The organism is Pantoea sp. Lu_F5_004 (assembly GCF_051136245.1).
GTDB classification, from domain to species: Bacteria; Pseudomonadota; Gammaproteobacteria; order Enterobacterales; family Enterobacteriaceae; genus Pantoea; species Pantoea agglomerans.
Genome location: NZ_CP194946.1, coordinates 3,780,740 through 3,793,392, shown reverse-complemented (window position 1 = coordinate 3,793,392; position 12,653 = coordinate 3,780,740). Strand labels below are relative to the sequence as shown.

Below are 12,653 nucleotides of genomic sequence, written 5' to 3'. Positions count from 1 at the left end.
TCTTTTAGATATTCTCCAGATCGATACCGCGCGTTTTCGGCCCGTAAATCCCTACCGACAGCATCACCATCACCATGCTCAGCACGATAAAGGTAATCACGCCTGGCGTACCGGCGTACTGCAGGATCACCCCAATCAAAATACTGCTGAATACCGTAGAGAGGCGGCTGAATGAGTAGCAGAAGCCGACCGCCCGCGCCCGAATATGGGTCGGGAAAATCTCGGTCTGATAGGCGTGGAAGCTGAAGGTCAGCCAGGCGTTGGACCAGGTGATCAGGAAGCCGCAGAGAATCAGCAACACCGGCTGCGTCTGGAAGGCGAACAGCGTACCGAACACCACCGTCATCAACGACGACAGGACGATCTGCCACTTATTTTCCAGCTTATCGGCGTAGCGGCTACAGATCAGCGATCCCAGCGGATAGGCCAGCGTGATGAAGAAGGCATAAAGCAAACTGTGCGTCACCGTGGCACCGTTTCCTGACAGCAGCGCAGGCAGCCAGTTACCAAAGCCGAAAAAGCCGATCGCCTGGAAAAAGTTCATCACCACCAGCATCAGGGTGCGCTTGCGGTAAGCGGGTGACCAGATCTCGCTGAAACGCCCCCGTTTTGGCAGCTGCGCCGCGGCGTCATCTGCTGAAAAAGCGGGTCCGGCCGGGATGCCGCAGCGTTGCTCCATCGTGGACAGCACCTGATGCGCCTCCTGATGACGACCCTGCTGCGCCAGCCAGCGCGCCGACTCCGGCAGGTTTCTGCGCACCAGCCAGATCACCAGCGAGCAGATCGCGCCCGCAATGACCACCCAGCGCCAGCCTTCAAGGCTGAACAGCGTTTGCGGAATCAGCCACCACGACATCAGCGCCACGGCCGGCACCGATAAAAACTGCACGAAAAAGGAGAAGGCAAAGGCGCGGCTGCGCAGATGGGTCGGCACCCATTCCGACAGATAGGTGTCGATGGTCACCAGCTCGACGCCCAGCCCGATCCCTACCAGAAAGCGGAACAGAATAATCATCTCCGCGCTCTGCTGGAACGCCATCAGCAGCGAAAACAGCCCGTACCACAGCAGCGCACACATAAAGGTGAGACGGCGACCAAAGCGGTCAGCGTAGGGCGCCAGCAGGCTGGCACCGAAAAACAGACCGAGAAAAGTGGCCGAGGCGAAGGCCGCCTGATCGGAGAAGCCCAGCACGCCTGCCGCACCCGTGTGAAATACGCCCGCCGACAGCAGGCCGGTACTGATGTAGCCGGTTTCAAACAGGTCATAAAGCTCAAAAAAGCCGCCCAGCGCCAGCAGCGTAATAAAGCGCCACAATCCGGCGGAGGAGGGCAGCGCATCAACACGAGCGGCTAAGCTGTTACGGGCCGCCGATGAAGCGTGCATCGGCGGCAGGCTGGTGGAGGAGGTGGTCATGTCAGCGTGAACCTCAGGCAGTGTGGAGACGACTCGCAGCCGGTCGGAGGCTTATTAAAATAGTTAACCGTTAGCAAGCGAAGAAATAGCAGAATAGTCAATTCATCCGCCGTTGCCGAGAGGGTCGTTGCTGACTATTTAGCAACGTACGTTGCAGGTTTTGCCATCCGTGGCACTGTGCTTTAAGGCAGTTTTGGCCAGACGCCTGGCCCGATCGGCAGACCCAGCAGATACCACACCAGCAGCAGCGCTATCCAGCTGATAAAGAACACCAGCGGATAGGGGAAGATCAGCACGTAATAGGTGCCGAGCTGCGCATCTTTCTGGTAACGCTGCAAAAAGGCGAGAAACAGCGGCAGAAACGGCGACATCGGTGCCAGTGGCAGCACGGCGGAGTCGGCGATGCGGAAAATCATCTGGGCAAAGGCGGGGTGGAAGCCGAGCAGCATAAACATCGGCACAAAGACCGGCGCCAGAATCGACCAGATGGCTGAGCCGCTGGCGATAAACATGCAGAGAAACGCCGACAGGAACATCAGGCCAAGAAAAGCGGGCGCGCCGCTGACGCCTGCGCTCTCCAGCACATCAGTCAGCCCGATCGCCATGAATTTGCCCATGTTGCTCCAGTTGAAGAACGCCACGAACTGCGACAGCGGAAACACCATCACGATAAAACCCGCCATGCCCTTCATCGGATCGACCAGCAGCTGCGGGATATCATCCGGACGGCGGATCTGTCGGGTGACCACGCCATAAGCAATCGCCACCACAAAGAAAAACAGAATGATGATCGGCACGATGCCCTGAATAAATGGCGAGGGAATAATGGCGCCGGTGGCGGGATTGCGCAGCGGTGCATTTTCCGGCACCACCAGCAGCGCCATCAGGGCGATAAACAGCAGCGCGGCGATCCCGGCAGCCCGCAGACCGCGGTTCTCAAGCGGCGTCAGCGCCGCCAGCTTCTCGCCGTTGCCCTGCCACTTTGGCAGTCGCGGCTCGACAAATTTATCGGTCAGCAGCGCGCCCACAATTGTCAGCACAATCACCGACGTGGCCATAAAGAACCAGTTATCGATGACGCTGACATGCACCGTATCGCTGACCGCTTTAGCCGCTTCAGTGCTGATGCCCGAGAGCAGCACATCGGTGGTGACAATCAGCAGGTTGGCGGTAAAGCCGGAGGCCACACCGGCAATGGCGGCCAGCAGGCCCGCCACCGGATGACGACCCACCGCCAGAAAGATCAGTGCGCCCAGCGGCGGCATCACTACCAGCGCGGCATCCGAGGAGATATGGCTGAAAAAGGCGATAAACAGCACCATGTAGCTGGCATAACGGCGGCTGACGCGTGACGCCATCTTCACCATCAGAGACTGCAATAAGCCGACCTTTTCCGCCAGTCCGGCACCAATCACCAGCGCAAGAATCGATCCCAGCGGGGTAAAGCTGCTGAAGTTTTTGATGATATTTGGCAGGATCCACTGAATGCCTGCGACGCTCAGCAGGTTATTCACCCGCACGATTTCGCCGTTGCTGGGGTTCTTCACCGCCAGATCCAGCGCGCTGATAATGGCGGTCGCCACCATCAGCACCACGATCAGATAGACAAACAGTAAAAACGGGTTGGGGACTTTATTCCCCACGCGCTCGATCCAGCTGAAGAGCCGGCCAGGACTGCGGTTCTCGGATGTTGCTTCCATGGTATTGGTTCTCGTCTTGTGTCCCTTTTATCGGCGGTAGCTAGGCCTGACGCCGGTCGCGTTGTGCGACAGGCGGTGAGTTCAGTTCCGGTACCGCTGAGTCAGGGAAGTGTTTGCAATATTTTTTATAGTGGTCCGTGTCAGAGACACGGCCGTTGGCTCATTCGGCCAGTTTTGTTGGTGTGATCCCCGCCGGGATCGGGCAGTGATAGGGCTGCGCAGCGCGTACCCGGTCAAACTCGGTCCGGCAGCCAGCCAGCGCCTGCCGATCCGTTAACAGCGTTAGCACCGTGGCCGCCATCACTTTGCCCGCCAGAAACATCCCCTTATGCCCGATACTGGTGCGTCCCTGCGCCACCAGTTGCCAGGTGTGCAGCGGCGTGCCGAACGTAAAGCAGGGCGCAAAACACTGTGCAGTCGGCGTCACCCAGCTGACATCGCCGACGTCGGTGGAGCCATAAAGCAGCTCACGCGTGACCGCATAGGGCGCGACCTCATCCATAAACAGCTTGTCGCCCAGTTGTTCAGCCCAGGCGTGACCGGCTTCACCACCGGTTCGGGCGGCATTGAGCCGGGCATTGCGCAGATCGTCATCAGTGAGCGTGGCGCGCAGTTCAGCCGCAAACGCGCGCTCTTCGTCGCTGTAGTCGGGCAAACCAAACTGATGCAAATAACGCTCCATGACCGCTTCCAGCGCGCGATTCGGCACGTAATCTGAGCAGGCTTTGTCAAAACGTACGGTCAGCGTGGTGTCGGTCATCAGTGCTGCGCCCCTGGCGATATTGATCACCCGTTCATAAATCGCCTGCGCCTGTGGCAGTTCCGGGGCGCGGATCAGGTAGAGCACCTCTGCATCGGCCTGCACCACGTTTGGCGAAACACCGCCGCTGTTGGTGATGGCGTAGTGCAGACGCGCCTCCTGGACGATATGCTCGCGCAGAAAGTTGGCCCCGGTATTCATCAGCGTGACGGCATCCAGGGCGCTTCGGCCCAGATGGGGAGAATTGGCCGCGTGCGCCGCAACCCCTTTGAAGCTGAACGCCGCCTGAATATTGGCGAGGGTGCGCAGATTGAACATGCCGCTGAACCCCTCCGGATGCCAGGTCACGGCGGCATCAACGTCGTCAAACAGCCCTTCGCGTACCATAAAAGTCTTGCCCGAACCGCCTTCTTCGCCAGGGCAGCCATAAAAGCGAACCGTGCCGCCCGTGTGATACTGTTCCATCCAGGCTTTCACTGCGCAGGCCGCCGCAACGCCCGCCGTGCCGAGCAGGTTGTGGCCGCAGCCGTGTCCGTTGCCGTTGGCTTCCAGCGGTTGCGGCCGGGCGCAGCCCGCCTGCTGACTCAGACCCGCCAGCGCATCGAACTCGCCAAGGATGGCAATCACCGGCTTGCCGCTGCCCGCACTGGCGATAAACGCCGTATCGATGCCACCCACGCCGCGTTCCACTCTGAATCCCTCTTCTGCCAGCGCATCAGAAAGCAGGGCTGACGAGCGGGTTTCGGCAAAGCGGGTCTCCGGCGTGTCCCAGATGGCATCGCTGAGCATGCTGAAACGAAGCTGATGGCGATCGATATAGTCGGTAATAAAGTCTTCCATCATCGTGAGCCCCCATACTGCGCCTGATTCAGCGCCAGCGTCGCCAGCAGCGTGATGGCGTCCGGCATCACCCGCTCATCGAAGTCGAATTTCGCATTGTGGTGACCCGCCGCCAGCTCACAGCCAAAAATGACGTAAGAGGCCTGACCGCCGCGCTGCTTTACCCGTTCCATCATGTAGGTCGCATCTTCCGAACCTGCCGCCTGCGCTTTACGATCGACCACGGAGTCGAAGATACCGAGCGCGTCCGCCTGCTGATGGATGAAATCAACCCATGGCTGCGTCGGGGTGCAGCTGCGCGCGGCCCCCATCAGCAAGACCTGCTGCTCAACGCCATACATCGCCGCCGCACCGGCAATCACCCGCAGCGCCTGCTGATAAATATCGTCATTAACCTGATTGGTCACGCCACGGGTTTCGACTTTCAGCAGGGCGCAGTCGGCTACCACGTTGCGGCCGGTTCCCGCCTGCAGCACGCCCACGTTGACCCGTGCCACGCCGCCGCTGTGCTGGGTTAAACCATGCAGCGCCAGCGTTGCCTGTGCGGCGGCCAGCAGAGCATTGCGCCCCTCTTCCGGGCGACCGCCCGCATGGGCACCGACGCCGGTAAAGTGAACATCCAGCTTGGTAGTGGCGAGGAAGCTGTCGCTGCCGCACACCACTTCGCCTGCCGGCACGCCGGTGCCGATATGAATCGCGGTGAAGCGCTCAACGTCATCGACTACGCCCGCCGCCACCATCGCTTTTGCGCCGCGCACACCCTCTTCGGCGGGCTGGAAGATCAGTTTAATCGTACCGCTGAGCTGTTCTTTCATCGCCATCAGCACCGAGGCGAGACCCAGCCCGATGGTGGTGTGGCCGTCATGTCCGCAGGCGTGCATCATGCCTGCGTTGCAGGAGGCGAACCCTTCACGCTGCGGCAGATGATCGTCAGCCTGGCTCTCGTTGAGATCCAGGGCATCCATATCGACGCGGAAGCCCATCACCGGGCCTGGACGGTCGGTCTCGAGCGTTGCCACGATGCCGCAGAATCCCCCAGAGAAGTGGCTGATCCACTGCGGCAGCGCGCCCTGTTGCAGCGCGCGTGCTTCCTGCTGCTTCAGCACCGCCTCGTCGGGCAAGCCCATCCGCGCGTCGGCGTCGATGACCTCACGGCCCAGCTTCAGTTGATAACCGAGCTTATGCAGCTCTTCAGCGACTAAGGTGGCGGTGCGGAACTCCAGCCAGCCCGATTCGGCATAGTGATGGAAGTCGCGACGCCACTGTTGCAGCTGTGGCAGCCGGGCGCTGACGTGGTCTGAAAGGGGGTTCATCGGCTTTCTCCTCGTTGTTGGTTTTTTATGCACTGTTCCGAATCTACACAATGGTATTGACCGGCATAAGATGCGAATATCTTGTGACTGATAAACAACGGTTATCGCAAAATTATGTCTGCCAATCTCAAGCTCCATCAGCTGCGCGCCTTCGTTGACGTGGCGCGGCAGGGCAGTATCCGGGCGGCAAGCCGTCTTTCCGGGCTGTCACAACCGGCGTTAACCAAAGCGATTCAGGAACTGGAGCGCGAGCTGGGGGCAAAGCTGTTTATCCGCCGTCAGCAGGGCGTAGTGTTAACCGATATCGGTGATAACTTTTTTCGGCATGCCAGCCTGGTGCTGGCAGAGCTGCGGGTCGCCGAAGAGGATATTCAGCAGCGGCTGGGACTGGGTGGTGGTCAGGTGAATATCGGCGTCGGTGGCAGCGTGGCGCGCACCATTATGCCGCAGGTGATTAACCAGTTTCATCGCGAATACCCGCTGGTGAAGGTGCGCATCGTCGAAGGCCAGCTGGTGTCGATGGTGCATGAACTGCGCCAGGGGGCGCTCGATTTCACCATTAATACCTACGATCAGAGCCATCTCGATCAGGAGCTGATGTATGAGCGGATGATGGAGCGCGAGTACAAGGTGGTGGTGCGCAAAGGCCATCCGCTGGAAAAGGCGCGTTCTCTGGCGGAGTTACAGCAGGCGGACTGGACGATGCCAACGCCCAAAGGCAGTTACTACCGCTTGTTGCACGATCTGTTTGGCGAGCGCGGCATGGCCCCGAAAATCGTGGTGACCTGTGAAACCTTTATGGCCTGCACCAGCCTGGTGGCGCAAAGCGATTTCATCAGTATTCTGTCGGTCGACGTCATTGACGACCCGATTCTGGGTCGGTCGCTGGTGGCGCTGATGCTCGACGAACCCCTGCCGAAAGCGATTTTCTATCTGATCCAGCGCAAAGACACGACGCTGACCCCAATGAGCAGTTATATGGCACAACTCTTTCGCCGTTATTGCCAGTAAAATCAGTGAGTAAAGTCGATCGTCTACACTGTTAAGGTACTGAAAAAAATCCACCCGACAAATATAGAGGTTACGATGCAAGTCAGTCCTTATCTGTTTCTCTATGGCCGTTGCGAAGAGGCTATCGACTTTTACCTGCAGGCGACCGGGGGAGAGTTGCTCTCTAAAATGAAATTCGGTGATATGCCGGATCAGGGTGAGCAGGTCGGCGATCAGTCTGCCGCGCCGCAGCCGCCAGAAAAAATCATGCATGCCCAGCTGCGTATTGGTGATGGTGAGCTGATGCTGAGCGATGGCAACACCGATCAGCCGCCAGCGTCTGAGCATGCCGGTTACGCGGTCAGTCTCTCAACTACCGATGTTGAAAAGGGTAAAGCCTGGTTTGAGAAACTGTCGGCAGGCGGCAAGGTGACAACTGAGTGGCAGGAGACGTTCTGGTCGAACGGATTCGCGATGTTCATCGATAAGTTCAACATTCCGTGGCGCATCAATGTCGAGAAGCCGCAGGAATAATCGGGCCAGCCGGCGTCGCAATTTGCGGCGCCGTATTAATTAATGGCAACTGCCCGGATTAATGCGCGGCGGCGCTATTCAGGCCGCCGCATGTAATCAGAAGTTATAACCCGCCACCAGGTAGTAACCCCAGCCAGTCGATTTCACTTCAAACGGCCCATTGCCGAAATTCTGTTCCTGTCCATCCGCCCACTGTCCGCCGTTGTGGAAGTAACGCGCCACCGCAGAGAAGTGCCAGTGATCGTAACCCAGTGACAGAATATGGCTGGAGGCGATGGAGTTGCTGGTGCGTGCTGAACCGCCTTTATCGCGGAGATCGGAACCCCAGTCGAAGTTGGTGAAGCCCACATAGCCCAGATTACCGCCCCACAGCGTGGTGATTGGCACGAAGTATTTCACCTTGAAGCGATAGCCATCCCAGCTGTTTTCATTCGCCGCACCGTAGTTTTCCCACTGATATTTGGCGTAGACGTTCAGCGACAGGCCGACATCGCTGTGCGTATCGATATCGGTGCCCAGACCCATATACCAGGTGTTCTGGCGGCTATCGCTGTTGCGGCCCATGTCGTAGATGTAGTTGTTAGCGAAATACCACTCTTTGAACGGACCAAAGGCCAGGCTGGTGCCGGTCAGTTTGTCGATAGAGAAGCGCGGCTCAATCTCCATAAACATCGGTGAACCGTGATCAAAAATGCCGTTGGCGTTGCTGTTGCCTGCGCCGAAGAAGTTGGTCAGGTCGAGGTAGCCATAAAAATCGAACCAGTCCTTCTTCGCAAACGCTTCATATTCCAGATAAACGTCGTTGTTAAACTGCGGTCCGAAACGGGTGTGGTAGCTGCCTACCACGTTAACGCTCTGATGCCACCAGTCGGAGACATACTGCGGATCGCTTGCAGCGGCCTGCGCAGCACCACTCAATGAACATGCCAGCACGGCACCTGCTATCAACGTTTTAAATTTCATTATTATCAGCCACATGCTTTTGACCGCCGCACAGCAGACGCAGTCAGAGAGAAATCGGTCCCTTGATGGGAATGAGGGTTTCACAGCAAATAACAGCCAGTTCTTCAGCCCGCGTAGCGTGCCTGTAACAGATCGATAGAAAATAGATTTTGCTCACGTTTGTCAAAAAGTGTTGCATTACAATTCAGCTAAAATGTGATGCACTTCACAATAATGACCAGAATCGAACGGAACCAGGCAACCGTTTACGTTGTCTGGTTCGTGATCAAACGGGCGGGATCAGGGAAGGGTGACGCGAACCTGCAAACCACAAATGGCACCCTGTGGCGTAAGGCAATTGGAAAGGGCGACGTGAATCTGATGCTTCTGTGCGACGTTGCGCACAATGGATAATCCCAGCCCGCTGCCCTGGGCTTTAACGTCAGGCGAACGGGTAAAACGGTCAAAGGCGCGTTCGATAAAGGATTCCGGCATGCCTGGCCCGTTATCGACAATATCGACCACTGTTTTACCTGCGACCCGATGCAGCAGCACATCGACCAGGCTGCCCTCCGGCGTGTGCAACATGGCGTTACCAATCAGATTGTCGAACAGGCTGCGCAGCTCGGAACGGCTGGCCTGCAGACGATACTGCGTGGAGCCATTAAAGCCGATATCGATGCCGCGTTTATCTGCCACTACCATCAGCTGCTCAATGCTCTCTTTCAGCAGATCGTCCAGTTCGATATGCTCGACGCTGGCGACCACGCTCTGGTCATCCTGACGCGAGACATTGAGTAACTGCGTGACCAGATGACGGGTGCGTGTGACGCCCGCTTCCAGCTGGCTGAACTGCCGGCTCGCTTCGCCCGGCTGGATATGCTGACGCAGATTTTCCAGCTGCAAGGTCACCGCTGTTACCGGCGTGCGTAGCTCATGCGCCGCATCTTCCAGGAACTGACGCTGCGACGACCAGGCCTCACGCAGCTTACTCAGCAGCGAGTTGTAGGCGGCCACCAGCGGCAGGATCTCATCCGGCAAGCCTTCGGGTGAGACATTGTGCGGATGATGCGTCTCCTGCGCGGCAATCTGACGCGAAGCGACCTGCAGATCCCGGGTGATCTTGCGCACCACCAGCCAGATCACCAGCAGTGACAGCGGCATCATCAGGATCAATGGAATGATCGCTGACAGCGCCCGCTTGACCATCAATGCCTTCATGTAGCTGAGGTTGTGCATCACCTGGATGGTTTTGATCTCGCTGCCAGGTAAGCCGGGCCGGGTATAGATGCGCCATTCGCAGTCGTCGCACTGACCCACATGCACGTCGCGATAGCCCCGTTGATTTTGCAGCGGAGCCTGCAGCTCCGGCCATGAGCTGGCCCGTAACTGACCCCGATCGTCCCACAGTTGCACCACAAAGGCGCTCTTCGCCTTGTCAGGCGCAATAAGCATCGGCATCAGGGCGGGCATCTGTTTATTAGTGGACCAGGCATCAGCGATTTTTGCCAGCTGATCGTCCTTCATGGTGCCAACCATATCGCCATAGCAGCTGAAGAAATACCAGGTGACGCCACCGATCATCAGCAGATGAATAATCAGCAGCGTAGAGAGTAATTTGTTGCGTAGTGAACGCATAAAGGTGAAGGGTTTCATATTGCCGGTACCCGCCAGCCCAGCCCGCGCACGTTGCGGATCACGTCGTTATCCAGCTTGCGGCGCATCCCGTGGATCAGGACATCCACCGCGTTGCTGCTGACTTCATCGCCCCAGCCATAGATGCGATTTTCCAGCTGCTCGCGCGACAGAATAGCGCCTGGCCGCTCCAGCAGGGCGTAGAGCAGGGCATATTCGCGCGCCGTAAGCTGCTCGCGCTGTCCTTTGTAGAGCACTTCGCGGGTCATCATATCCAGTTGCACATCGCCGCTGCCCAGCACCGAGTCTGCTGCGCCGTGGCTGCGTCGGGTAATCGCGCGCATCCGGGCCATGACTTCCTGTAAATCGAACGGTTTAAGCAGGTAGTCGTCAGCGCCGCTGTCGAGTCCCTGAATCCGCTGCGCCACCGTGTCGCGTGCGGTAAGAATCAGTACCGGCGTGGCGTCGCCGCGCCCGCGCGCCCGGCGCAGTACCTGCAGGCCATCATCGCGCGGTAAGCCGAGATCGAGCAGCACGCAGCTGTAGCCGCCTTCGCTCCAGGCATTCTGGGCATAGATGCCATCACGCACCCAGTCCACCGACCAGCCCGCGCCCTCCAGTGCCTGCTGCAGGTTCGCGCCGATCATTTCATCATCTTCAACCAGTAACACGCGCATGGCTGATCTCCTTCATAAAGATAGGGAGAGAGTTTACTCACCAATTGTTAGGCCAGAATTATCCGCCGTCATACTTCGCACTGTGGCGGCGTTGGCTGCTTTTGCTCACCCCAGTCACTGACTGATGTCAGCTCCTGGGGATTCACGCAGTTGCCGCCTTGCCACAGCACGAATTATTTTGGCGGACTTCTGCCGTCATACTTCGCACTGTGGCGGCGTTGGCTGCTTTTGCTCACCCCAGTCACTGACTGATGTCAGCTCCTGGGGATTCACGCAGTTGCCGCCTTGCCACAGCACGAATTATTTTGGCGGACTTCTGCCGTCATACTTCGCACTGTGGCGGCGTTGGCTGCTTTTGCTCACCCCAGTCACTGACTTATGTCAGCTCCTGGGGACTCGCGCATTTGCCGCCTTGCCACAGCACGGATTATTTTGGCGGACCGCCGTCATACTTCGCACTGTGGCGGCGTTGGCTGTATCTATAGTGCTCCATCAGAACTCTATCCACATTTTTCATATTAAACGAGAGTAAAACTTCTGGCCTCAGTGTGAAAATTTTGACGCTTTCATGATTAAGTAAACACCATCCTGAACAGACGTGAAGGATGCCATTTCACCCTTATATTAATAATCCACGTTAAAAATGATTGTTATTCGATACAGGTTTCAGATTCGCTAATTCAACCATTTGTAGATGAATGTTAAAACTATGCAATGAAAATTAACTCCAGGAATGAATTGCGTTTGATGTCACAAAATTACGTAAATATTAAGATTATTTCAATGTGAGCAGACAAAAAATAGCGCATAACAGCCTGTTGTTTCCGTTAATCTATTTGATATGAATTGTTTTTTTCTAAATCACAACAGGGATAATAACTATTTGCTCATGGAAAACTCAATTGATATAAACGTGCTGGCAATAGAGATTGCTATCAATAGATAAAGAACATAAGGAGTTTGTGAAATGAAGATCTTAGAAAATAATCAATTGATTTTAGTTACTGGTGCAAGCGGTGCATATGACCCTGCTTATGCCGGAGCGTCTTCTCATGCCAGCCAGCATGGTAATAAGTCGGGTGGTTCCAGTAATCTATTTGGGCCGAGTAATGGCGTAGTACAGGTCGTGGCTGCTCATCCTGAAATTGCGGGCTGCCTCAATGGTATTCTCGGAGGGATGATTGGTGGTTCAGCAGGCGGTCCGGGCTCAGCTGTGGCAAGTGCCATTGGTGGTGGTATTGGTTCATGTTTTAATAATTCTGGAAACAGCAATGCTGGGAATAATTTTGGTGGTCAATGTACCTGGTGAAGTTAGTTTCCATGACTAATGACAGCTGAGGATCTTATGCAAAAAATAGTCTGCTATCTATCTATATTAATCAGCATATTAGTAGGCGCGATGTTTTTGAGTGGCGCAGGCGTCTCCTATGTAGGCTGGTATGCTATGCCAGAAAATGCATCAAAAATGGTGGTTACAATCGCTACATTGGCTACGTTTGTTAAAGCTGCTATTTCTTTGTGTTCACGGTTTTTCAGTACTTCTGGCAGCGGTAAAAAAAGTTAAGCGTGGATATTAAATCTGCAGGGGCTCCGGCCCCTATGTTTATTTAATAAATCGGTAAGACAGGGGGCTAATACATGTCACCTTGAACTATAAATGGTACAACAGCGATGCTTTGACAGGATTTGTTCAGAAATGGAGGATTTGTGTGTGGGGCAGAGATTTATTGATAACGTAAACGATGCAGCCAGGAACTAATCACCACATCACTTCCCACACAAAAAAAGCTCCCGGCTGACTAAGTTTTTTAAAAATCTCACGTCTTTTCAACAGCAATCTCACTATAG

Annotated in this window: 11 protein-coding genes; 4 read left to right on the top strand and 7 right to left on the bottom strand. The window is 56.2% G+C overall.

Features of this window, described 5'->3' with window-relative positions:
* Positions 1-4: 4 nt before the first annotated feature.
* The 4 genes from ACR8BN_RS17600 to ACR8BN_RS17585 all read right to left on the bottom strand — a co-directional run bounded on the left by ACR8BN_RS17600 (position 5) and on the right by ACR8BN_RS17585 (position 6,027).
* Positions 5-1,414 carry an MFS transporter gene (locus ACR8BN_RS17600; RefSeq protein WP_039389392.1) on the bottom strand — a complete coding sequence of 470 codons (1,410 nt, stop codon included), beginning with the start codon at positions 1,412-1,414 and terminating at the stop codon, positions 5-7.
* A gap of 182 nt (positions 1,415-1,596) precedes the next feature.
* Positions 1,597-3,114, bottom strand: coding sequence for a p-aminobenzoyl-glutamate transporter (gene abgT, locus ACR8BN_RS17595; RefSeq protein ID WP_010252101.1), 1,518 nt, complete (start codon positions 3,112-3,114; stop codon positions 1,597-1,599).
* A 160-nt stretch (positions 3,115-3,274) separates the two neighbouring features.
* Entirely contained in the window at positions 3,275-4,717 is a 1,443-nt protein-coding gene (locus ACR8BN_RS17590; protein ID WP_434747183.1) for a M20 family metallopeptidase, read from the bottom strand.
* A complete protein-coding gene (locus tag ACR8BN_RS17585; protein WP_434747182.1) occupies positions 4,714-6,027 on the bottom strand; it encodes an amidohydrolase in 1,314 nt (437 codons plus the stop codon). Before ACR8BN_RS17585 ends, ACR8BN_RS17590 begins: the two co-directional genes overlap by 4 nt.
* 114 nt (positions 6,028-6,141) lie before the next feature.
* Between ACR8BN_RS17585 and ACR8BN_RS17580 the strand changes: the two genes are divergently transcribed.
* A complete protein-coding gene (locus tag ACR8BN_RS17580) occupies positions 6,142-7,038 on the top strand; it encodes a LysR family transcriptional regulator (protein ID WP_031594163.1) in 897 nt (298 codons plus the stop codon).
* A 75-nt stretch (positions 7,039-7,113) separates the two neighbouring features.
* Positions 7,114-7,551 (top strand): VOC family metalloprotein YjdN, encoded by a 438-nt coding sequence (yjdN, locus tag ACR8BN_RS17575; protein WP_010252091.1) that lies wholly within the window; start codon positions 7,114-7,116, stop codon positions 7,549-7,551.
* A 96-nt stretch (positions 7,552-7,647) separates the two neighbouring features.
* On the opposite strand, the gene ACR8BN_RS17570 is transcribed toward yjdN, so the two are convergent.
* The 3 genes from ACR8BN_RS17570 to ACR8BN_RS17560 all read right to left on the bottom strand — a co-directional run bounded on the left by ACR8BN_RS17570 (position 7,648) and on the right by ACR8BN_RS17560 (position 10,805).
* Complete coding sequence (locus ACR8BN_RS17570; protein WP_434747181.1) at positions 7,648-8,514, bottom strand: nucleoside-specific channel-forming protein Tsx; 867 nt, start codon at positions 8,512-8,514, stop codon at positions 7,648-7,650.
* Between the two features lie 279 nt (positions 8,515-8,793).
* Positions 8,794-10,149 carry a sensor histidine kinase gene (locus ACR8BN_RS17565; RefSeq protein ID WP_010252088.1) on the bottom strand — a complete coding sequence of 452 codons (1,356 nt, stop codon included), beginning with the start codon at positions 10,147-10,149 and terminating at the stop codon, positions 8,794-8,796.
* Positions 10,146-10,805, bottom strand: coding sequence for a response regulator (locus ACR8BN_RS17560; RefSeq protein WP_010252086.1), 660 nt, complete (start codon positions 10,803-10,805; stop codon positions 10,146-10,148). Before ACR8BN_RS17560 ends, ACR8BN_RS17565 begins: the two co-directional genes overlap by 4 nt.
* 967 nt (positions 10,806-11,772) lie before the next feature.
* On the opposite strand from ACR8BN_RS17560, the gene ACR8BN_RS17555 reads away from it, so the two are divergent.
* Together ACR8BN_RS17555 and ACR8BN_RS17550 are read left to right on the top strand one after the other, a co-directional pair.
* Positions 11,773-12,114, top strand: coding sequence for a hypothetical protein (locus tag ACR8BN_RS17555; protein WP_083070356.1), 342 nt, complete (start codon positions 11,773-11,775; stop codon positions 12,112-12,114).
* 36 nt (positions 12,115-12,150) lie between these two features.
* Complete coding sequence (locus ACR8BN_RS17550; protein WP_134161768.1) at positions 12,151-12,369, top strand: hypothetical protein; 219 nt, start codon at positions 12,151-12,153, stop codon at positions 12,367-12,369.
* Positions 12,370-12,653 lie beyond the last annotated feature (284 nt).